The organism is Psychrobacter sp. SCQQ22 (genome assembly GCF_015864605.1).
GTDB classification, from domain to species: Bacteria; Pseudomonadota; Gammaproteobacteria; order Pseudomonadales; family Moraxellaceae; genus Psychrobacter; species Psychrobacter fozii.
Window position 1 is genome coordinate 583569 of the sequence record NZ_JADYWZ010000001.1, and the last position, 21483, is coordinate 605051.

Here is a 21483-nt window from a genome sequence, read left to right on the forward strand (position 1 = left end):
CCGTTCATGGCACTACTGATTACTGATGAGTGCATCAACTGTGATGTGTGCGAGCCTGCGTGCCCCAATGAGGCGATATCAGAAGGGGATGATATTTATGTTATCGACCCTGACTTATGTACCGAGTGCATCGGGCATTTTGATGAGCCGCAGTGTGTGGTTATTTGTCCGGTCGACTGCATCCCTCATGATCCCAATCATGTCGAGACAGAAAGCGATTTGTTGTCTAAATACAAACGTATTACGGGTCAATAAGTAGCTTACATAGTCGATCCTCTATAAGAGAGCTACAGCGTTAACTTCACTTGAAGTATCACATATACATCTGCGCTCGGTTGCCTTGTCTCTCTTTTAAACTGAATCAACGATACATTATTAATAATATTTGGGTTCGAAGCGCTTTAGGAACAATGTAATGACGATAAATGCAAACCAGATAACGAGCGATTTTGATCAACAACACCTCTGGCATCCATATGCCAGTCTGCCACCTACTTATCCAAATATTGTTATTGATCGTGCCGAAGGTATTTATATCATTGCCGAAGACGGTACGCGCCTTATCGATGGCATGTCGTCATGGTGGGCAAGCGTTCATGGCTATAATCATCCCAAACTGAACGACGCTATTATCGAGCAATTGGGTAAGATGGCACATGTGATGTTCGGTGGTTTAACCCACCAGCCTGCCATCGATTTGGGTCAGAAATTGCTAGACATTGTGCCTACTGGACTTGATGCTATTTTTTATGCGGACAGTGGCAGTATCGCGGTGGAAGTGGCCCTGAAAATGGCACTTCAATATCAAGTGGCTGCCAAGAGCCCAGCCAAGCAGCAGTTTGCATCAACACATTCAGGGTATTACGGAGACACATGGCATGCCATGAGTATTTGTGACCCTATTAACGGCATGCATAGCCTATATGGCAAGCAATTACCAACGCAGCATTTTGTCGCAGCACCACCGTTGGGATTTGAGCGGGCTTTAACAGAATCTGATCGCGTTGTCCTCACAGCATTTTTTGATGAGCATAGTGATAAGCTGGCAGGTTTTATTATCGAGCCGATTATTCAGGGAGCAGGCGGCATGCGTTTTTATAGTCCTGAGTATCTACAACTGCTGCGTCAACTCTGCGATAAGTACGATGTACTATTGATTGCGGATGAAATAGCCACGGGCTTTGGTCGTAGTGGTAAGTTATTTGCGTGTGAACATGCGGCTATTAGCCCTGATATCATGACCATTGGCAAGGCGCTGACGGGTGGTTATATGACCTTTGCCGCAACGCTATGTACTCGCAAAATTGCCGATACTATCCATAATAGTGACTATCCCGCACTGATGCATGGCCCTACGTTCATGGGCAATCCGCTGGCCTGTGCGGTTGCGTGTGCTTCGATTGATTTGATTATTTCTTATGATATTGAAGCGCGTACTGCAAACATGCAGCGTACGATGGAGCAGCAGCTAGCCCCCGCCGCGTTATTAGAAGGTGTTGCTGAAGTACGTTGCTTGGGTGCAGTCGCCGTCATTGAGTTACATAACGCTGTTGATATGCCTATTTTTCAGACTTTGTTAATTGAGAATGGTATCTGGGTCAGACCATTTGGCAAATTGGTGTATATCATGCCGCCTTATGTGATTACTGATGATGAGCTTGTGACCTTATGTCAATCATTACTACATGTAGTGACAATTTATCTGGCGCAAGTTTCGAGTTCAGCTTCAAATATTGAAGTTTAATAATAAAACTCTGTTTTATATGCCAGTCAATTTTTTATAAGGTGAGCTATGAGTGTTCTATTTGTCTCAGGTATCGATACCGATATCGGTAAAACTTATGCCACTGGTATCATTGCCAAATCGTTAATGCAGCAAGGCGTCAATGTCATCACTCAGAAGCTAGTGCAAACTGGTGTGACGATGAATGCCAATACTGGCGAGATGGGTATTGCTGATGACATTATTGTCCACCGTCAACTAATGGGCATCCCTCTACAGCCATGTGACCTTGATTTTACTACTTGCACTCACCGCTATGAAAAGCCAGCATCACCGCACTTAGCCACTCGATTATCAGGGGAAGTGCTAGATCCTGAACTGATCACTAATGCCACCAAGCGATTGCAAGCTGAGTATGACTTGGTATTACTAGAAGGTGCTGGTGGATTGCTCGTACCAATAACGGAGCAGTTATTAATTTTAGATTATATTGCTATTCAAGGTTATCCCATTATTTTGGTCACTTCTGGTCGTTTGGGCAGTATCAATCACACATTACTGAGTTTAGAAGCGATAAAAGCCCGTGGGTTGTCTGTACATAGCGTTATTTATAATCATATCCATGACGATGCTGACAATACGGATACCGAGATTGCAAATAGCACTGTGGATTTTCTACAAAATTATTTAGCTGCAAATTATCCTAAGGCTCATTGGGTACAGATACCAGCTCTAAAAAACCAAATGTCTGTTAATACAGAGATGCTTAATACTGAAATGCTTAATACCGAAACGCTGTTAGAAAATTATTGTTTATCTTTGCCCAAAGGTTTTATGTAACCTATTTATGCTGATGCTAAAAATAAATCCAAAAGACGTTCGCACTCTGCCATAAGTTTGTTATACTAGCGCGCTTGGTAGACTAGGCAATCGCCGCTGCACACTGGTAACAGACATGCAGGGGAGGAAAGTCCGGGCTACATAGGGCAGCGTGCCAGCTAACGGCTGGGCAGGGTAACTTGACGACCAGTGCAGCAGAGAGTAGACCGCCTTTGGCTTATATGAGTATCGCAAGATGTTCATGTCATCGGTAAGGGTGAAAGGGTGCGGTAAGAGCGCACCGCGTGGCTGGCAACAGTTCACGGCATGGTAAACTCCACGCGTAGCAAGACCAAATAGGCATCGGCATGGCGCGGCCCGCGTTCGATGCGGGTAGGTTGCTTGAGCGTACGAGCGATTGTACGCCTAGAGGAATGATTGTCCACGACAGAACCCGGCTTATCGGTTTACCAAACCTTTTTTAATGGCCTAACATAGTATTAAAAAATCTCGCTGTTAATTATTAATGACGATATTTTTAATATTAGGTCAAGTTTTTTGGAAAAAGTGCTTATTAGGGGTTGACGATAGTCATCTGCTTAGGCATAATAGCCAACCTAAAATGGCGATGTAGCTCAGCTGGTTAGAGCGCATGACTCATAATCGTGAGGTCAAGAGTTCAAGTCTCTTCATCGCCACCATTTATAGATACTTTATTAGTATCAACTAAAAAACCAATCTATTGAGATTGGTTTTTTTTTGCCTAAAATAAACGGCAGAAGTACGTATTGATGGTTAAGTAAATCGAATGTTTGTCTATCATTACTTACTGATTTCTTACTAAATCATAGGCTTATCTGTTTATACACAGATTAATTGTTGTAACTTATGTCGCGCTTACTTATCATAGGGGCTGTTTTCGGTAAAGTCCTGTAACGCTATGTCTGTACAATTGCCCCCTTATCGTCCTATTAAGCACCGTAGTGGCCTCAAAGTCATGGGTGCTGCGTTCCATGCTTTGCTGATGCGTGAGCTACAAACGCGCTTTGGTGGCTATCGCTTGGGCTATCTATGGGCACCGCTAGAAGTTATATTCCAAGTACTAATTTTTTTGGTTATTTTTGGTACGATTCGTGAACGCTTAGTACCGGGGATGGATTTTTCTTTGTTTTTGGTTGTAGGAATGGTGCCATTTCGTATGTTCCAAAGAATTGCTGTCAGAGCGTTAGGCGCAGTTGATGCAAACAAAGGCTTATTGATGTACCGATCAATCAAGCATATTGATGTCATTATTGCCCGTTCATTTTTAGAGTTAGTCATTTATTTTTTCACTTCTATCTTACTACTCGCAGGCCTAGCTTTTTTTGATATATATGCCAATTTAGAAAACTTGCACATTGTCTTGTTCTGTTGGATAACACTTTTTATATTTAGCTTTGGTATTGGTTTAATCATGATGGTGATAGGTTACTACGGTGGTGAGATTAGTAAAGTAATTACAATATTCTTTACGATACTATACTTCTTATCAGGCATCATTTACCCAATTCATGTTATTCCCGAACCTTATTTTAGTTACTTACTTTACAATCCTTTTATTCATAATATTGAATTAATGAGGCATGCATTCGCGCCTAATTATCCTGCATATCATATCGATATGGGATATTTCCTAAAATGGATGTTTGGGGTGAATTTTCTAGGATTATTGTTCTATAAGTATGCTGAGCGTGACATGATGCGCTCTCGTTAGAATTAACTACACAAGCTAGATGAAAAGGTAAATAAATGATTGAAATTAAAAATGTTTCTAAGTCATTTATGACCAGGAAAGGTCGGCACTATCTGTTTAAAGATTTAAATCTGACCATTGGAGATAAACAGAGCGTTGGCCTGCTAGGGCGTAACGGTGCCGGCAAGTCAACTTTGCTCCGTATTATCTGTGGTCTTGATGAGCCAGATCACGGAGAGATTATTACTGACTCGGCGATTTCGTGGCCAGTAGGAGTAGCCGGTGGTTTTCAAGGCAGTTTGACTGGTCGTCAAAATGTACGTTTTGTCTGTCGTCTATATTCAAGCGGTCCTTATATTGACGAAAAAATTCGGTTTGTCGAAGAGTTTGCAGACATCGGTAGTTATTTTGACATGCCAGTTAAAAGCTATTCGTCAGGAATGAAAGCACGCTTAACGTTCGGTTTAAGTTTGGCTTTTGATTTTGATTATTATATGCTCGATGAAGCCAGTGCTGTCGGTGATGCCGCTTTTCGGAAGCGTAGTGAAGAGATATTAGCTGCGCGCCGTGAGCAAGCAGGATTTTTGATAGTGTCGCATAATATCGGTGATATTAAACGTAACTGCGATATTGGTATTGTGTTAATGGATCAAACAGCACACGTCTTTGACGATACAACAGAAGCGATTGAAGTTTATGAAAAGCATATCCACAAAGCAAAAAAGTAAGGTCATTAGCTTCTCGCTGTTTACTGGCTTGGTGATTATTCCTTGGGTGTTAGTGATATTTTATGTCATAACCCTTGCGCACCCACGCTTTATTTCGACGGCTGACGTGGTGGTCAAACAGGTCAGTGATACCACTACAGCTTCAGGTGGCGGTTTGTCTGCATTACTTGGTGTCAATAGCACTAGCAAAGAAGACGCGACCTATTTGACAGAGTATATTTTGTCAAATGATATGGTAAAGCGCTTAGATAAGAAATTCAAATTTCGTGAGGCTTACCACATTGATGGTTCAGATCCGATCAATGAGCTTAAACCTGACGCCACACAAGAAGAGTTGCTTGAGTATTTTAAAAAACGGGTTCATATCGATTTAGACGAACAAAGCTATATACTCTCAGTATCGACAGAAGGGTTTGATTCAAAGTATGCTTTTGAGCTCAATAAAACCATTTTGGATGAGTCTGAGCAGTTCGTAAACCGTATTTCACAAGAGGTAGCTCGTGATCAGCTGGTGTTTGCAGAAACACAGTTAGATGAATCCGAAAAACGTCTCAATGAGAAAAAAGAGAAGTTATTAAATTACCAAAATGACAATGAAATTTATGATCCAGAAGCTAATGCACAAATTGTTAATCAGCTGATTGGTAGTCTGCAGGCACAGTTGAGTTCACTACGTACGGAAGAGCGTCAATTGCTCAGTTATCTGAATCCAGATGCACCGCAAGTGGTGTCATTAAGAAGTCAGATTAAAGCGATTGAGGAGCAAACACGTCAAGAACAAACCAAGTTAACATCACCAAATACCAGTAAGTTGAATCGTCAAGCAGTAGAATTTGAAACTATCAAAGCTGACGTTGAGTTTGCGACTGAGCTATATAAATTATCGTTATCATCACTTGAAACAGCACGTTTAGAAGCCTTCAAAAAGATGAAAAACCTGATTGTAATTTCAACGCCTTATGAAGCTGAAGAAGCGTTATATCCACGCCGTGGCTACATCATTTGGACATCATTAGCATTGCTATTGATACTCTATGGGTTTGTTCGTTTAGTTATGGCAGTGGTCCGTGACCATCGTAGCTAGATTTGATCAAGGCAACTTTGACAAACCAGATATCAATAATGATCGATAGATCAGCAAAGGAATACAACGCATGAATACGAAACCACGTTCTATCGTGATGATGATTAGTTTGGCAATGGCCGCGACGAGCTTGCCAGTCATGGCAGCAGACAGTGTTGCTAATCAGATAGCTGGATCTAGCTTTGGTACGAGCAACAATACTATCAATGCCTCAACGCAAGCATTCTCTGGTAGTGTTCCGGCTCAGGCAACGATGCAAGAAGCAGTGAATGCAGCGAGTTTGCCCAGTCAGTCGGTTATCAATACCACACGTCCGTATCAAGATATCAACACTCAAGATATGATGTTTGGTGAGCAGCTGTTTCGCGGTGCATTCTCGACCACTTCTGGCTCTACTTTTAATGACAGCTATGTGATAAACCCCGGTGACAACGTTCAAGTAAGAATGTGGGGCGCCTATCAATATGCAGCCACTACCACGGTTGATCCACAAGGTAATATATTCTTGCCCAATGTTGGTCCAGTACGCATCTCTGGTGTACAGAATGGTAATTTGCAAAACGTGGTAAAAAGCGCTGTCAGTCGTATTTACCGCTCTAATGTTGGTGTCTATGCTTCACTAGAGCAGGCACAGCCAGTGAAAGTATTCGTTACTGGTTTTGTCAAACAACCTGGTTATTATGGCGGTTTGGCAGCAGATTCAGTATTGTCTTACTTAGATAGAGCAGGCGGTGTTGATCCAACACGTGGTAGTTATATCGATATTCAAATAAAGCGTAATGGTCAGATGTTACAGCAAGTCAATTTATATGATTTCCTATTGGCCGGTAAACTACAGTCATTCTCATTTCGAGATGGTGATGTGATAACGGTCTCTCCGCAAAAGAAAACCTTTGCAGTTAGTGGCCAAGTTCAGAACGAATACACTTTTGAGTTTGATGTAAACGATTTGACCGTAGGTGATGTGTTACAAGTGGCCAGTCCAGCAGCGAATGCGACCAATGTTAGTATTACCCGTAGTGCAGGCCGTGCGCAGACAGCAGAATATTACTCATTAGCTGATGCTCAAAACGTGCCTGTTTATAATGGGGATCAGATGGTAGTCACGTCAGATCGCTACGCGGGTACCATTGCTGTTCAAGTTAAGGGCGCGCATACGGGGAACGGTGCGATGGTAGTACCTTACGGGGCTCGACTGAAAGATATTATTCCGCAATTGCAGCCCAGTCCACTAGCGAAGCTACCAAGTTTGACTATATATCGCGAATCTGTGGCTGAGCAACAAAAACGTATGATTAATGAGTCGCTGGATCGCTTAGAAGAGCTAACGCTTGCGACGCAGTCGACCACTCGAGAAGAAGCGGCCTTGCGTCAAGATGATGCTGCTTTAGTTAAAGAGTTTGTGGCTAAAGCCCGTAAAGTACAAACGGATGGTCGAATTGTTGTCGTACCGAACTCATGGCAGGACATCATTCTACAGCAAGGTGATATCATTGAGATTCCTGCGCAAACTTCTATCATTACGGTAAATGGCCAAGTGCGTGCGCAAGGGGCACTGACATTTAATGCCGATTATACAGTGGGCGACTATATCGCTAGCTCCGGTGGTTTTGGTGATAATGCTGATACTAAAGAGATTCTTGTGATTCATCAAAATGGTACAAATGAAGTGGTTAACACTGCGTACCGTATTCAGCAAGGCGATGAAATTATGGTATTGCCAAAGGTCAAAACTAAAAACGTAGAAATTGCCCGTGGTATATCACAAATCCTCTATCAATTGGCCATCGCTGCAAACGTCATATTTTGATCCTTGATTTGAAGGCTCAATGCATTGTTGAAGTTTGATAAATAACGTTCAATCAGTAAGGTATGGAATATGGCAGTAAGACAGGCAAATACTGATAACGACAACCCCATGTCTTTGATGTCTGAGTCTGTCATTACAGCACAGCCGTCATTACTATTTACCCAATTGGCTGTTGTGGGAAAGGGTATACGTCATAACAATGTGTTGTTGCCGCACATGCTACAAGCTGATATTCAGCGATGGTACCCGTGGTCAGGATTGGCCTATCGCTTGGTTGATGATAGCTCATCCTTTTTACCGTTACCACGTATTATAAAACAGAAAATTATGCATTCATCAATACAGCAACCTGATGCATTTATTGGATGGGGTCACAAGAAAAGCTATCAACGAGCTAACAAGGTGGCTACACGGCAGCAGCTTTCGACCCTCAGTATTGAAGATGGTTTTTTACGCTCATTAGATTCGGGTACTAGTAGCCGTCATGGTTTGAGTGTGGTCGTTGATGACATTGGTATCTACTTTGACCTGACACAGCGTTCACGCCTCGAGCAGCTGATTATTGAGCGTACTAAAAACGCTACTATCGATAACAATGGAACACAGGAAGCGCGTGCTCAGCAATTAATGGCACGTATTTGTGATGAAAAGATCAGCAAGTATAACGCAGTCATTGACTGCCCTTCATTGAACCACTTGGTTAGTCAAGAAAATACAAACACGCTCAAAATATCTCTAAAATCTCATGTTCTATTAATTGATCAAGTAGCTGGTGACGCTTCTGTTAGAGGTGCTGGTGCTAACAAACGTCAATTTAAGCGAATGCTGAAAGCCGCTTGCCGTAATCATCCTGATTCTCATATTTGGATAAAGGCTCATCCTGCATCAAAATCAGGATACCTGACCAGTCTTGGACTACCTAAAAACGTTCGACTATTAACGCAAGCGCTTAACCCAATTGCACTGATTTCTCAAGTGGAGCATGTCTATACAGTCAGCTCACATATGGGTTTTGAGGCATTGATGCTGGGGAAAAAGGTGCATTGTTTTGGTGTTAATTGGTATAGCGGTTGGGGGCTTACCGACGATAGTGGCGCACCAAAACGTTTGCTTAAAGAGGTTCAGCATCGTCGTGAATTGTCTGCCAGAGCATCAGTGAGTACTAAGAAAACATCAGGCTTGTCACTATTTTCTACAGTGTCTAATAAGACAATAAATACAATGCTAGAAACACTGTTTTATAGCGCTTATATTGACTATAGCCATTACGTAGATCCTGCAACCAAAAAGGCTTGCGACATAGATACGGCAATTGAGTGGTTGGTGACCAATCGTCATTGGCAATCACGTCTGGAAGGCGATTTTACAGTATATGAGTTTAGCCGCTGGAAGTTGCCTTTTGTGAGAGATTTTATCAATCTGCCACGTACAACATTATTCGTTAAACCTAAGCCACGCTTAAAGAATTTACTGCATCCAGATCATTTTCGAGTCAACTATCAGCGGCCTTTACTCGTATGGGGCTTAGCCAAACGACAGCAAGTAAAACAGAAGCGCCAGAAAAAACTAGTAATGCAGTCTTCTGAAATGCCTTCTATTTACTGTATGGAAGATGGATTTATCCGTTCAAATGGTTTAGGTGCCACGCTACTAGCACCATTATCAGTGGTAATAGATAAGCAGGGTATCTATTATGATGCGACTCAGCCCTCAGATTTAGAAACATTGTTATGCAACTGCGAAGTGCTAAATCCATGTCAAAGTACACGAGTAAAACTGCTGCAAGAAAAGCTACGTACTCAGCGCGTGAGTAAATATAATGTTGGCGCTGATGTTAATAGCTCTGATAGCCAGCATAGCTCATGGATGCAGGAAGCAAAGTTATCTGACAAACGCCGAATCCTCATTATTGGTCAAGTAGAAGATGATTTGTCAGTTCAGTATTGCGGTTCAGCCATCAAGACTAATAGTGGCTTGATTGATCGTGTATGCCAAGAAAATCCTGATGCTTATCTGATTTATAAGCCGCACCCTGATGTTGAAGCAGGGTTGCGAGCAGGCAAAGTAGTGGCAGCAGGTTTACGTCAAGTAAATGCTGTCGCCTATGATACAGCGATGCCTGACTGCTTAGAATGTGTCGATGAAGTGCACACTATCAGCTCGTTGACGGGTTTTGAGGCATTGTTACGTGGTTTACAGGTTACCTGTTATGGTTTGCCATTTTATGCAGGATGGGGGTTAACGGCCGATATTGACGCACAGTTGCCACCCAAATCTGAATACTTGGATAGACGCAAAAGAGACACAGTGTTGACGCTTGAGCAATTACTGTATTGCGTGCTCATTCGATATCCACTCTATCGTTTACCAAATGGCTATGGGCTTGCGCAAGTAGAGCAAGTTATTGATTATCTGTATCCACCTATAAACGAATATATGCTTGAAGGTAATGGTAACAAAGAATCTCAAACTAAAATGTTTAACAATACACATCGTTCGATGCAGACCTCTAATTCAGCAGTATCTACTTTGACTACACAAATTAAGAGTCATGCCGCCACACGTTTTATGCAGCAGCGTCATCGATTTCAGCAGCTCGTGCGTAAAGTATCCCGTTGATTGGCTTCAGCATCGTCGCATAATTCCGCTGCGACAAGCAGATTTTTTTTCGGTATAATATTTTTTATTCTACGTGTCTTCACACGGTTTAACGACCACTCTCGTTTTTATTTATGACCCTTTCACTTAATGGTAGCCCAATACTATGGCAGCTTCGATGTCTCACTTGCTTACTCATCGACACGTCTTGCTGTTACAAGGGAAGATGGGCGGATTTTTTAATCGCTTTTCGACATTTTTACAAACCCAAAATATCAAAGTTAGCAAAATCAACTTTAATGCAGGTGATGCTTTTTTCTATCATCATGATAATACCTATGAATATACGGGAACATTAGCGCATTTCTCTTCTTGGTTGCAGGCATTCATTAAAGAAAATTCCATTGATGCGATTGTTTGTTTCGGTGATTGTCGCCCACATCATACGCAAGCTGCCTGTATCAGTGAGCAGTTAGAGACCTCATTTTTCGTATTTGAAGAAGGGTATTTACGTCCTGACTATATCACCTTGCAAGAACACGGGATTAATGGCTATTCACGTTTAAATATAGAAGACATCAAAGCACTTAAAAAGGCTAATGATCAGCCGCTATACACACACAATCGTTTTTATCGGTTGAGTATCGCTGCTATTGTTTATTATATTATTGCATGGATGTACAAAGGACGCTATCCACACTATTCGCATTACCGTGGTATGACAGCATGGCAAGAAGCGATTGCTTGGCTGAGAGCACCATGGCGCAAATTGCGAGATTACATACCTGATAAACAACTGCAGAATAAATTGACTAAGAATGAAAGTAATAATTACTTCTTGATTAGCTTACAAGTGCATAATGACTCACAGATTACGCATCATAGTGATTATCGTGATGTGGTACAGTTTATTGATGAGTCTATTGCAAGTTTTGCAACTTATGCCGATAAGCAGCAGTTGTTGGTACTTAAACATCATCCGTTAGATCGTGGTCATCGAGACTATCGCGAGTTAGTATCTAGCTTGGCAGTGCGTTATCAAGTAGCTGACCGTGTTTTTTATGGTTGTGATATGCACTTGCCAACTTTAATGAAACATAGTATTGGTATGTTGACTATCAATAGCACTACGGGTTTGCAATCGGTATATCATAAAAAACCAACCAAGATCATGGGTCGTGCAATTTATAACACGCCTAAGCTGACCGATCAAAAACCACTTAACGATTTTTGGCAACAGCCTAAAAGTCCAGACAATGAGTTTTATCTAAGATTTCGTGAATATTTGATAGAGCAAACTCAGTTGAATGGTGCTTTTTATGGTAAGTCATTGTGGATGTATAAATATTTGGGTCAAGCAGGAAGTAAGTCTGTAGAGAAGAATTACCCTAAATCCAATAGATCTCAGTAGCCTTTACTTTCGATTTATCTTAAGTCGTTTTGATGAATTATTAGCACCACAGAAGACAATAAAGTCCTAATAAGCATCATACTTTCTCTCTGTATGGTTATCAGCTCGTAACTTCACTTGTAAATCATCTCTCTGCTCACAAAATCGCCTTACTTTGTAGTGGAAAACTGCTAGAATACTCTTTTACATCTGCACGTAAGTAATAGCCTGTTTGACTATTGATTTGAGATAGCAGTTTTAGTGTATAAGCTATTTTCAGCAATAGACAGTTATTGTATCGCTTGCGTCTGACAGCATTTATTCTTTTAGTTTCATTATTCTATCACCCTTAATTTAGTAGGCGCTTTGTGACTGCATTAGCCAATATTCGTAACTTTTCAATCATTGCCCACATTGATCATGGCAAGTCGACACTTGCTGATCGTTTTATTCAGATGTGCGGTGCCTTGCAAGATCGCGAGATGCAGGCGCAAGTACTTGACTCCATGGATATTGAGCGTGAGCGCGGTATCACTATTAAGGCGCAGTCGGTAACGTTGTTCTACGATCATCCTAATGGTGAGCGTTATCAGCTCAACTTTATCGATACACCAGGACACGTCGACTTTTCTTATGAAGTATCGCGTTCATTAGCCGCTTGTGAAGGTGCGCTTTTGGTCGTTGATGCCGCGCAAGGCGTCGAAGCGCAATCGGTAGCCAACTGCTATACGGCAGTTGATCAAGGCCTAGAAGTCATGGCTGTACTGAATAAAATTGATTTGCCACAAGTTGAGCCTGAACGCGTTATTCAAGAAATTGAAGATATCATTGGTATTGATGCGGTTGATGCACCTCGAGTATCAGCCAAGTCAGGTTTAGGCGTTGATAAACTACTAGAAGCATTGGTTGCATTTATTCCAGCACCGACTGGTGACCGTGAAGCACCGCTACAAGCCTTAATCATTGATTCGTGGTTTGATAACTATTTAGGTGTGGTGTCATTGGTTCGTGTGCGCGAAGGAACTATACGCAAAGGTGATAAGCTCTATATTAAATCAACTCAAGAGGCTCATTTAGTGGGCTCTATTGGTGTGTTTACGCCAAAGCCTGTAGATACGGGTATTCTCGAAGCGGGTGAAGTTGGTTTCATTATTGCTGGTATTAAAGACATTGCCGGCGCGCCTGTTGGTGATACCATTACACACGCCAAAACGCCTGATGTCGATCGTATTCCGGGTTTTAAGCAAGTAACTCCGCAAGTCTATGCAGGCATGTTCCCTGTAGAGTCTACTGACTTCGAAAAATTCCGTGAAGCCTTACAAAAACTGCAGATTAATGATGCGTCACTATTTTTTGAGCCAGATACTTCAGATGCGCTTGGTTTCGGTTTCCGCTGTGGCTTCTTGGGTATGCTGCACATGGAGATTATCCAAGAGCGTTTAGAGCGTGAATACGACTTGGATTTGATCACTACCGCGCCCTCAGTTATCTATGAAATTGAGAAAAAGAATGGCGATGTTATTTATGTAGACAACCCATCACATCTACCTGAGCCAAACAACATCGAAGAGTTTCGTGAGCCAATTGCTCGTTGTCAGATTCTAGTACCGCAAGAGTACTTAGGTAACGTGATGACTCTGTGTATTGAACGTCGTGGCGTTCAGGTTGATATGCGCTTTATGGGTCGACAAGTACAGCTAATATTTGACATTCCAATGGGCGAGGTCGTCATGGATTTCTTTGATCGCCTGAAGTCGGTCTCTCGTGGTTTTGCATCGCTCGATTATAACTTTGAGCGTTATCAAGCCGATAAACTGGTGAGAGTCGATGTGCTAATCAATGGCGATAAAGTCGATGCCTTAGCGATGATTGTGCACGAAACCCAATCACGTTATCGTGGTAATGCACTAGTCACTAAGATGAAAGAGTTGATTCCACGTCAGATGTTTGATGTGGCCATTCAAGCCGCTATTGGTAGTCAAATAATCGGCCGTAGTACGGTTAAAGCCATGCGTAAAGATGTACTAGCAAAATGTTATGGTGGCGATGTTTCGCGTAAGAAAAAGCTATTGTCTAAACAGAAAGCTGGTAAAAAACGCATGAAGCAAGTAGGTAATGTGGAAATTCCACAAGAAGCCTTCTTGGCTGTATTGCAAGTAGAGTAAGTATTGAGTTTTCATTGTTAGTGTAAAACTGACAATGATTAGTACAATTAATTGATAAATAGCAACCGTTAAAGCAGCAGCTCGTTAATAGGCAAACTAGTATGGATTTTGATTTTAATTTAATTTTAGTGCCATTAACCGTCGTTTTGGGTATTGTTTGGCTATTAGACAAATTGGCACTCAAACAACGTAAAACTCGTGGGCGTGGTCAAGAAGGCTTACTAGTACGCTGGGCTTATGATTTTTTCCCTGTATTGGCAGTGGTATTGATTGTGCGCTCATTCTTGATTGAGCCTTTCAATATTCCATCATCTTCTATGGTACCGACGCTATATACGGGCGATTTTATTGCTGTAAACAAGTATTCTTATGGTGTAAGACTGCCGCTAACTTATAATAAAATATTGGATACAGGATCACCTGAGCATGGTGATGTCGCTGTATTTCGCTACCCTGAAAATCCTAGTATTTATTATATTAAGCGTGTGATTGGGTTACCTGGTGATACTGTCAGCTACGATCAAGGTGTACTTGCGATTAATGATGTTCCGATTGATACTCAGCCAGTAGATTTTTCGGCAAGTGCTGAATTGACTTCACAGCTTTATCTGCCTGGACAAATTGCTCCAGGACAAGAGCTGACCGAAGAAAGTGCAGCTGCGATGGGTCAGCAAGAAGAAGGTGAGGCGCAGTACTTTGAAGAGACGCCAGGTGAGAACAAGCATCTTGTTCGCTACTTGACTGGTATGAACAGTGCTCAGTACGCACCCTTTCTACAGCAGCAGTCACCAGAAGTGGTTAGCTCAGAAGGGACGGAATGGCGTATCAATGTGCCAGAAGGTCATTATTTTGTCATGGGTGATAACCGTGACCGTAGTGCGGATGGTCGGTTTTGGGGATTTGTACCTGATGAGAACTTAGCGGGCAAAGCAGTTTATATTTGGATGCATAAGCCACCAGGACTTAACTTACCAACTTTCCAACGCAATGGTGCTATTAATTAAGATGGTAAGAATCTCTATTGGTTGATTTTTCGATAATAGTTTTGTGCTAATATTGTTGCTATCTAATTAACGGATACCTAATATTTAGGTATTTACTACAATAGCAAGTTATCGATAGATAGAGGAATACAATAATGCAGCAATTATCTGGATTGGCCACGCAGCGAGGCGCTAGTGTGACAAGCATCGTGTTCATCATTATGGTGTTGGGCATTGCTGCTAAATTGACCGTTGCTATCGTGCCAGCTCAGATTGGTGATTATCAATTGACCAAAACCTTAAGTGCACAGCTCCTAGAGTCAAATAATAACAATGAAACTGCTAAACAGTTTGTTGAACGCGTTAATAGACAGTTATCTATTAATGCTGACTATAACACTACCGCAGAAGAGGTTTTTACTTTTACTGATAAAAAAACCGGTCAGTTAGCCATCTACAAGCAATATGCAATAACCAATAATTTCTTTAGCAATATTGATATCGTCAATCGTTTTGAAGGTGATATTGATATGGCAGCAGCAGAGTAATTGAAAGAGGTGTTAATATCCTCTTAAATTTTCCTTATAACCTTAGTCGATAGATATTATGACTAAATTCGTAAAACAGAAGGGATAACCACAAGCCACGCATGAAACCAACTTCGCAGCATTCCCAAGCGGTTCCTACTCCTCAACAAAATAGCACGTCTGTCGACACGCTTGTTGTTAGCTCAGAATTCATTCAGCGGCTAGCGGTATTAACGCGTAAGTTGGGCTATGTGTTCAACGACTTGAGCCTTCCGAAACTTGCATTGACGCATCGCTCGTTTGATAGCAAGAAAAACTATGAGCGTTTAGAGTTTTTAGGTGATGCCTTACTAGGTATGATTGTCGGTGAGGCTTTATATCATCGCTATCCTAGCCAAAATGAAGGTCGATTAACTCGTATGCGTGCAACGTTAGTACGCCAAGAGTCACTGGTCATCATTGCGCAAAACTTAGAGCTCTCTAATCACCTTATACTAGGAGTGGGCGAGAGGAAAGGCGGTGGTCGAAATCGTGCTTCTATATTGGCAGATGCAGTAGAGTCTCTGATAGGGGCTATATATTTAGACAGTCAAGATATGGATATTACGCGAGATTGTGTGCTCTCTTGGTATGGAGATTTGATTGATAACGTCAATGATCGCAAAGCATTAAAAGATGCAAAAAGTCGTCTACAAGAGTGGCTTCAATCTAAGCAGTTTGACTTGCCACATTACGAGCTAATGGAAACACGTGGTAATGCACCGTATCAAATATTTGTTGTACGTTGCCACGTTAATATCAATAATTGCCCTGATATTACTGAATCTGGTGAGAGCCGCCGTATCGCTGAGCAAAAAGCAGCAGAGCTTATGATCAACCAGTTGCATAAACTTCCAGGCTCAGTTAAAAAGCGTACATAACTAAATAACTAACTAACATTTAGCGATTTACTACCAACGCAATTTTAAACTGACGACCCATATTAAGTGACGTTTGAAAAACTGCTGATTTGCTTTCTTTCAAACGTCACATACTTTCAAACCTCAAATACTTCCCAACCGACAACGGTTTCCCTTTTTTAGTGCTGATAAAACCAATTCATCATTAAGTACCGTTTGACTGGTTATAAAACCTACAGGATTACCCTATGAGCAATCATACTGATTTGCCCTCAAATAATGAAGATAACGCCGAAAATATGACTGAAAAAAAAGATATCAACTTAAGCCAAGATAATACTGATATAACGAACGACGGTATCGATCACTCAGAAGATATTACGTCAGAAAACGATATGGCGATTGAAGAGTTCTTTTCGCCTAGCAGCCATAAAGGTATGGCTGATAACTTTAAAACTGGCTATGTTGCTATTGTGGGACGTCCAAATGTCGGTAAATCGACACTAATGAATCACTTGTTAGGTCAAAAGCTGTCTATCACATCACGTAAACCGCAAACGACTCGTCATCGTATTCACGGCATTCTGTCAAATCATGAGATGCAGGCCGTATTTGTAGATACACCAGGTATTCATCGTAATGAAGTGCGTGCTATCAATGAGCGTATGAACAAAGCCGCCGTATCTGCATTAGTAGATGTTGATTTGGTACTATTCGTTGTTGATTCAGACCAGTGGCGTGACGATGACTTGTTGACCTTGCAGAAGCTCGGTGAGACTGATTTAACTGTAGTATTGGTCATTAATAAATCAGATACCTTAAAAGATAAAGGCAGTGTATTGCCACTTATCGAGACTTTTAATGCCAGTTTTGATTTTGCTGACATTGTGCCTGTATCTGCTCTAAAAAATCAGAATCTAGACCGCTTAGAAGAAGTGATTGCGTCACATCTACCAGTCGCGGCACCTATTTATGATACTGAACAAATTACCGATCGATCAGAGCGTTTTTTAGCCAGTGAGATTATCCGCGAAAAAATCATGCGTAGTTCGGGCGACGAAGTACCATATGATTTAACGGTACAAATTGATGCATTTAAAGATGAGCCTGCACATACTGATCCAAAGACAGGTCGCCCACGTAAAGCTTGTACTTTTATCGATGCGACTATTTATGTTGAGCGTAGTGGTCAAAAAGCGATTGTCATTGGCGACAAAGGACAACGTATCAAGCAGGTTGGTATGGATGCTCGTAAAGATATGGAGCAGCTTTTCGATAAAAAAATTATGCTCACACTATGGGTGAAAGTGAAGCGTGGTTGGTCTGATGATGAACGTGCATTGACCAGTTTGGGGTATTAATTAGACATTAGCATTTTGAAAGTTTCTTTACGTGCTAAATGCTAAGGTAATAAAAAATGCGTAATGAAGCGCTAGTCGGTTACTTATTACATCAGCGTCCCTATCAGGAAAAGCGCGCTTTATACTATTTGTTTTCTCAGCAGCATGGTGTGATACATGGTATTGGGAAAAAAGGCGCGCCATTATTTATGCCGTTACAACTCTTTGCTAACGGCAAACGTGATTTAAAGACGTTCAGTCAAATCAATATCACGTCACAAATTGACACTTCAAGAAGTATAGAAGATAAGGATAATATCGCTGCTACCCTAGAGTCAGTGCCTTATGGAAATATCACTGGCCAGCAGCAATACTCTGCTCTGTACTTAAATGAAATCTTGTGGCGGTTGTTACCTACTGAAGATCCTATGCCCATATTGTGGCAGCATTATCAAGACAGTCTACATCAGCTTAGACAGCCTTTAGATGCCGATGAATTAAGATTATGTCTGCGCCAATTTGAGTCTCACTTATTTAACGAGTTGGGTTTTAGCTTAATTTTGACCCACGATAGTGTCCAAGATATTATCGAACCGGATTGTTCTTATCGTTTTTTACCTGATGTGGGATTTATGCCTGTCTTACAGAATGAGTCACAGTTTGAACATTTAGAAAGTACCTTAGAAAGCACAACTATGAAAACTGTATTCATGGGTGCTGAATTGATAAGAATGGCAGAGTTGGGTATTACTAAAGTGACTCTGAACCATTGGTCAAAACTATATCGACACCTCATCGATCACTTGCTCGATTATCAACCATTGCAAAGTCGTTTATTATGGCAGCAGCAGCAACGTTATCAATAGTTAAGATGCTCGTTGTGTCATATTATCTATAAAAGTTGTTTCCCTCAAAACACAGGCTATCTCACATATTGTTTTAGAAATGTGATTAGGGAACGACTTACCCCTTGTTCTAAGTGTATCTCTGTTGTAGATGAGCTATACGTCAAAATTACTAAAAGGCGTCGTATGCCAAGCTGACTAGCTATCGCATTTGGTAGGGTGGTTTTCATTAAGTTTCTGCTTTATATGGCCTGTTTGACTAAACGATATAAGATACGTGGTCTTATTATAGTCAACGGTTGGACAGTATTTTATATGTCCAAAGTGTCCTCGAGGCTTACCACTATCACCCCAAAACTTGGTGTAATGGCGTCTGGCGCCCACTCTTAAACTTAGCTTACTGTATTTAGGGTTTAAGGGCTGCTGAGAGAGTAGGGAATCTATTTGGTTATCAAAATGCTTGTTATTATTTTCGTCTATAAAGAGCAATAATGTTGTGTCGCTATCCCGGTTACAGCGACCTCCACTATCAGATAAACAGACAATCACATTCTGCCTTCTAATATAACTCTCAGCCTTCGCTAGAGTCAGCGAGCTTTCTAACTGACCCTTAATACGCTTGGCTTCCATATGTGCTAATTGTGTTTGTATGAATGGCACGGCAATCGCCACCAGAATCCCTAAAATAACGATGGTAAAAATAAGCTCGACAAGCGTAAAACCTTGTCTATCTTTAAAGATGTTTGTCTTTGTTGTGACTTTATCAAACGTGGATTTGTCAGAAAACGACATATGAAGTCGCATTACGAAAAAGATAAATCTCTTATGGACGTGTTTATACTGAATCAATATCAATAAAAGTGATAAAAACGCAAATAGCTTTCTATAACTTGATAATATTCTATATAGCAGTGTCATAAGGTCTTATTACCTATAGTGAGTAACTTATTTCAATAAAACAATCTCGCTTTTTATCATTGGCTGTTCAAGTATTTTAGAAAGACCTTATAAGAGCATGTAGCTTTAGTATCTTGATCGCATAAAGACTTAAAAATAGGTTGGGATTTCACATATGCAGAATAATGTTGGCTATCCTAATATATACAGAATATATGTCTACTGTCAAAATTTGTTTCAATTAGTGAATGACAGGTTTTAATAATAGAGAAAAATTGCTTGTCGTATTAAAATATACTCAGGCAATAGGTGCTATTAGGTTTACTATCTATGGGAAGCTAACACACAAAAGATAGAATGCGTAAGGCGTGTTAGTTCTAGGTAACTCCAGCAAGCTATTGTGTTTTAGTTACAACATTATCGTGTAATAATGTGTAGCTCCTTAACGAAAAAAGTTGTAAACTGAATCGATAATCGCTAAGCTACTCCTTAATTGGTTTTGCTTTGTCACTTGAAATTCGTAAAAGATGTCTATTTGAAGCATCTTGAGAAACGGTTTTGCTTAATGCATCACTAAAATTATCCTTTGGAGGAAGTCCATGAAATTGAATAAAATAGCTCTAGCATTGGTTGCAGTAGCAGCAGCACCTTTAGCTGCTAACGCTGGTGTAACGATTAGCCCATTATTACTAGGTTACCATGTTACTGATGATATCAGTGATACAGCTGACAAGCAGCGTGATATCCTTCGTACCGGCAAAAACTTGCAAGAAAACACGGATCGTGATGGCAACTCTAACGGCGGCGTAGCTAAAGAAAGTAGCCTATATACTGGTGCTGCTCTAGGTATCGAGCTTACTCCTTCTACTCAGTTCCAAGTTGAGTATGGTGTATCAAATGCTAATGGCGAAGCTTCTGAAGATTCAGCTAAATCTGGTGCTAATCGTTTTGATGTTGAACAAACCATGCTTTCTGGTAACTTCTTAATCGGTACTGAAGAGTTTACTGGTTATACTGATAGCGCATTCAAGCCATATGTATTGGTTGGTGCTGGTCAATCTAAGATCAAAGTAGAAAACCAAGAAACTTATGTTTCTGATGTAACTGGCGAAACAGTTACTGCTGGTACTGAAGTATCAAGCTCTAAAGATACTATCGGTAACCTAGGTCTAGGTGCTATGTATCGTATCAACGATGCTTTAAGCCTACGTGGTGAAGCTCGTGCGATTCATAACTTTGATAACAACTGGTGGGAAGGCATGGCTTTGGCCGGTCTAGAAGTTGTACTTGGTGGCCATCTAGCACCTACAGTAGCAGTACCGCCAATGCAAGAGCCAATGGTTGACACTACTCCAGTAGTAGTAGTTGAATCTGATCTTGATTCTGATGGTGATGGCGTACCTGATAGCATCGATGCATGCCCAGGCACTCCAATGAACGTTGTAGTAGATGAGCGCGGTTGCCCAGTACCAGTAGATATTACTGATGAACTGAAAATGGAACTACGTGTATTCTTTGATAACGATAAATCAGCTATCAAAACTCAGTACCAGCCAGAAATCGCTAAAGTAGCAGAGAAGATGCGTGAGTATCCTAACTCTGTAGCACGCGTAGAAGGTCATGCTTCTAAAACTGGTCCTTCAGCACGTTACAACCAACGTCTGTCTGAAGCTCGTGCCGTTGCGGTTAAATCTATGCTAACTAACGAATTCGGTATCGCTCCAAACCGTCTATCAACTGTTGGTTATGGTTATGACAACCCAATCGCTCCAAACGACACTGAAGAAGGTCGTGCTATGAACCGTCGTGTTTATGCCATCATCACTGGTGACAAAACAATGACTGTTGAACAAACTAAAGACATGGTTGTTCAATAAGTAATAGCCAATTGGTTATGTGATTAAATATATAATTACAAAAAAAGCTACCCACTGGGTGGCTTT

At 41.2% G+C, this 21483-nt stretch carries 17 protein-coding genes, 1 tRNA gene and 1 other RNA gene; 18 read left to right on the plus strand and 1 reads right to left on the minus strand.

Going from position 1 to position 21483, the window contains the following annotated elements; genetic code table 11:
* Positions 1–6 precede the first annotated feature (6 nt).
* The 17 genes from I6E84_RS02430 to recO all read left to right on the plus strand — a co-directional run bounded on the left by I6E84_RS02430 (position 7) and on the right by recO (position 18664).
* Positions 7–255 (plus strand): YfhL family 4Fe-4S dicluster ferredoxin, encoded by a 249-nt coding sequence (locus I6E84_RS02430; RefSeq protein WP_197215874.1) that lies wholly within the window; start codon positions 7–9, stop codon positions 253–255.
* A gap of 160 nt (positions 256–415) precedes the next feature.
* Positions 416–1744 carry an adenosylmethionine--8-amino-7-oxononanoate transaminase gene (gene bioA / locus I6E84_RS02435; protein WP_197215875.1) on the plus strand — a complete coding sequence of 443 codons (1329 nt, stop codon included), beginning with the start codon at positions 416–418 and terminating at the stop codon, positions 1742–1744.
* 48 nt (positions 1745–1792) lie between these two features.
* The gene (gene bioD, locus I6E84_RS02440; RefSeq protein ID WP_197215876.1) at positions 1793–2563 is read left to right on the plus strand and encodes a dethiobiotin synthase; all 771 of its coding nucleotides are present in this window, start codon (positions 1793–1795) and stop codon (positions 2561–2563) included.
* Between the two features lie 74 nt (positions 2564–2637).
* Positions 2638–3020, plus strand: an RNA gene (gene rnpB / locus I6E84_RS02445) — RNase P RNA component class A.
* 146 nt (positions 3021–3166) lie between these two features.
* A tRNA-Met gene (locus tag I6E84_RS02450) sits at positions 3167–3243 on the plus strand.
* A 239-nt stretch (positions 3244–3482) separates the two neighbouring features.
* Positions 3483–4295, plus strand: coding sequence for an ABC transporter permease (locus tag I6E84_RS02455; RefSeq protein WP_197215877.1), 813 nt, complete (start codon positions 3483–3485; stop codon positions 4293–4295).
* 35 nt (positions 4296–4330) lie between these two features.
* Positions 4331–5002, plus strand: a complete 672-nt coding sequence (locus I6E84_RS02460) for an ABC transporter ATP-binding protein (RefSeq protein ID WP_197215878.1) — start codon at positions 4331–4333, stop codon at positions 5000–5002.
* Complete coding sequence (locus I6E84_RS02465) at positions 4971–6086, plus strand: capsule biosynthesis protein (protein ID WP_197215879.1); 1116 nt, start codon at positions 4971–4973, stop codon at positions 6084–6086. Before I6E84_RS02460 ends, I6E84_RS02465 begins: the two co-directional genes overlap by 32 nt.
* Before the next feature lie 70 nt (positions 6087–6156).
* Positions 6157–7896, plus strand: coding sequence for a polysaccharide biosynthesis/export family protein (locus I6E84_RS02470; RefSeq protein WP_197215881.1), 1740 nt, complete (start codon positions 6157–6159; stop codon positions 7894–7896).
* A gap of 69 nt (positions 7897–7965) precedes the next feature.
* Positions 7966–10515: a capsular polysaccharide biosynthesis protein gene (locus I6E84_RS02475; RefSeq protein ID WP_227681268.1), complete on the plus strand. Its 2550-nt coding sequence runs from the start codon at positions 7966–7968 to the stop codon at positions 10513–10515.
* Between the two features lie 145 nt (positions 10516–10660).
* The gene (locus I6E84_RS02480) at positions 10661–11905 is read left to right on the plus strand and encodes a capsule biosynthesis protein (RefSeq protein ID WP_197215883.1); all 1245 of its coding nucleotides are present in this window, start codon (positions 10661–10663) and stop codon (positions 11903–11905) included.
* A 347-nt stretch (positions 11906–12252) separates the two neighbouring features.
* Entirely contained in the window at positions 12253–14049 is a 1797-nt protein-coding gene (gene lepA / locus I6E84_RS02485) for a translation elongation factor 4 (RefSeq protein WP_110921745.1), read from the plus strand.
* A 101-nt stretch (positions 14050–14150) separates the two neighbouring features.
* Complete coding sequence (lepB, locus tag I6E84_RS02490; protein ID WP_197099844.1) at positions 14151–15053, plus strand: signal peptidase I; 903 nt, start codon at positions 14151–14153, stop codon at positions 15051–15053.
* Positions 15054–15187: 134 nt separating this feature from the next.
* A complete protein-coding gene (locus I6E84_RS02495; protein ID WP_110921743.1) occupies positions 15188–15580 on the plus strand; it encodes a DUF4845 domain-containing protein in 393 nt (130 codons plus the stop codon).
* Between the two features lie 101 nt (positions 15581–15681).
* Entirely contained in the window at positions 15682–16479 is a 798-nt protein-coding gene (rnc, locus tag I6E84_RS02500) for a ribonuclease III (RefSeq protein WP_197215885.1), read from the plus strand.
* A gap of 374 nt (positions 16480–16853) precedes the next feature.
* On the plus strand, positions 16854–17819 hold the full coding sequence (gene era, locus I6E84_RS02505; protein ID WP_110922195.1) for a GTPase Era: 966 nt from the start codon (positions 16854–16856) through the stop codon (positions 17817–17819).
* Positions 17820–17875: 56 nt separating this feature from the next.
* On the plus strand, positions 17876–18664 hold the full coding sequence (recO, locus tag I6E84_RS02510) for a DNA repair protein RecO (protein WP_197215887.1): 789 nt from the start codon (positions 17876–17878) through the stop codon (positions 18662–18664).
* 177 nt (positions 18665–18841) lie between these two features.
* Here the strand turns inward: recO and I6E84_RS02515 are convergent, their stop codons facing one another.
* Positions 18842–19435 carry a GspH/FimT family pseudopilin gene (locus tag I6E84_RS02515; RefSeq protein ID WP_197215888.1) on the minus strand — a complete coding sequence of 198 codons (594 nt, stop codon included), beginning with the start codon at positions 19433–19435 and terminating at the stop codon, positions 18842–18844.
* A 704-nt stretch (positions 19436–20139) separates the two neighbouring features.
* Here I6E84_RS02515 and I6E84_RS02520 point away from each other — a divergent pair.
* Positions 20140–21417 (plus strand): OmpA family protein, encoded by a 1278-nt coding sequence (locus tag I6E84_RS02520; RefSeq protein ID WP_110921740.1) that lies wholly within the window; start codon positions 20140–20142, stop codon positions 21415–21417.
* Positions 21418–21483 lie beyond the last annotated feature (66 nt).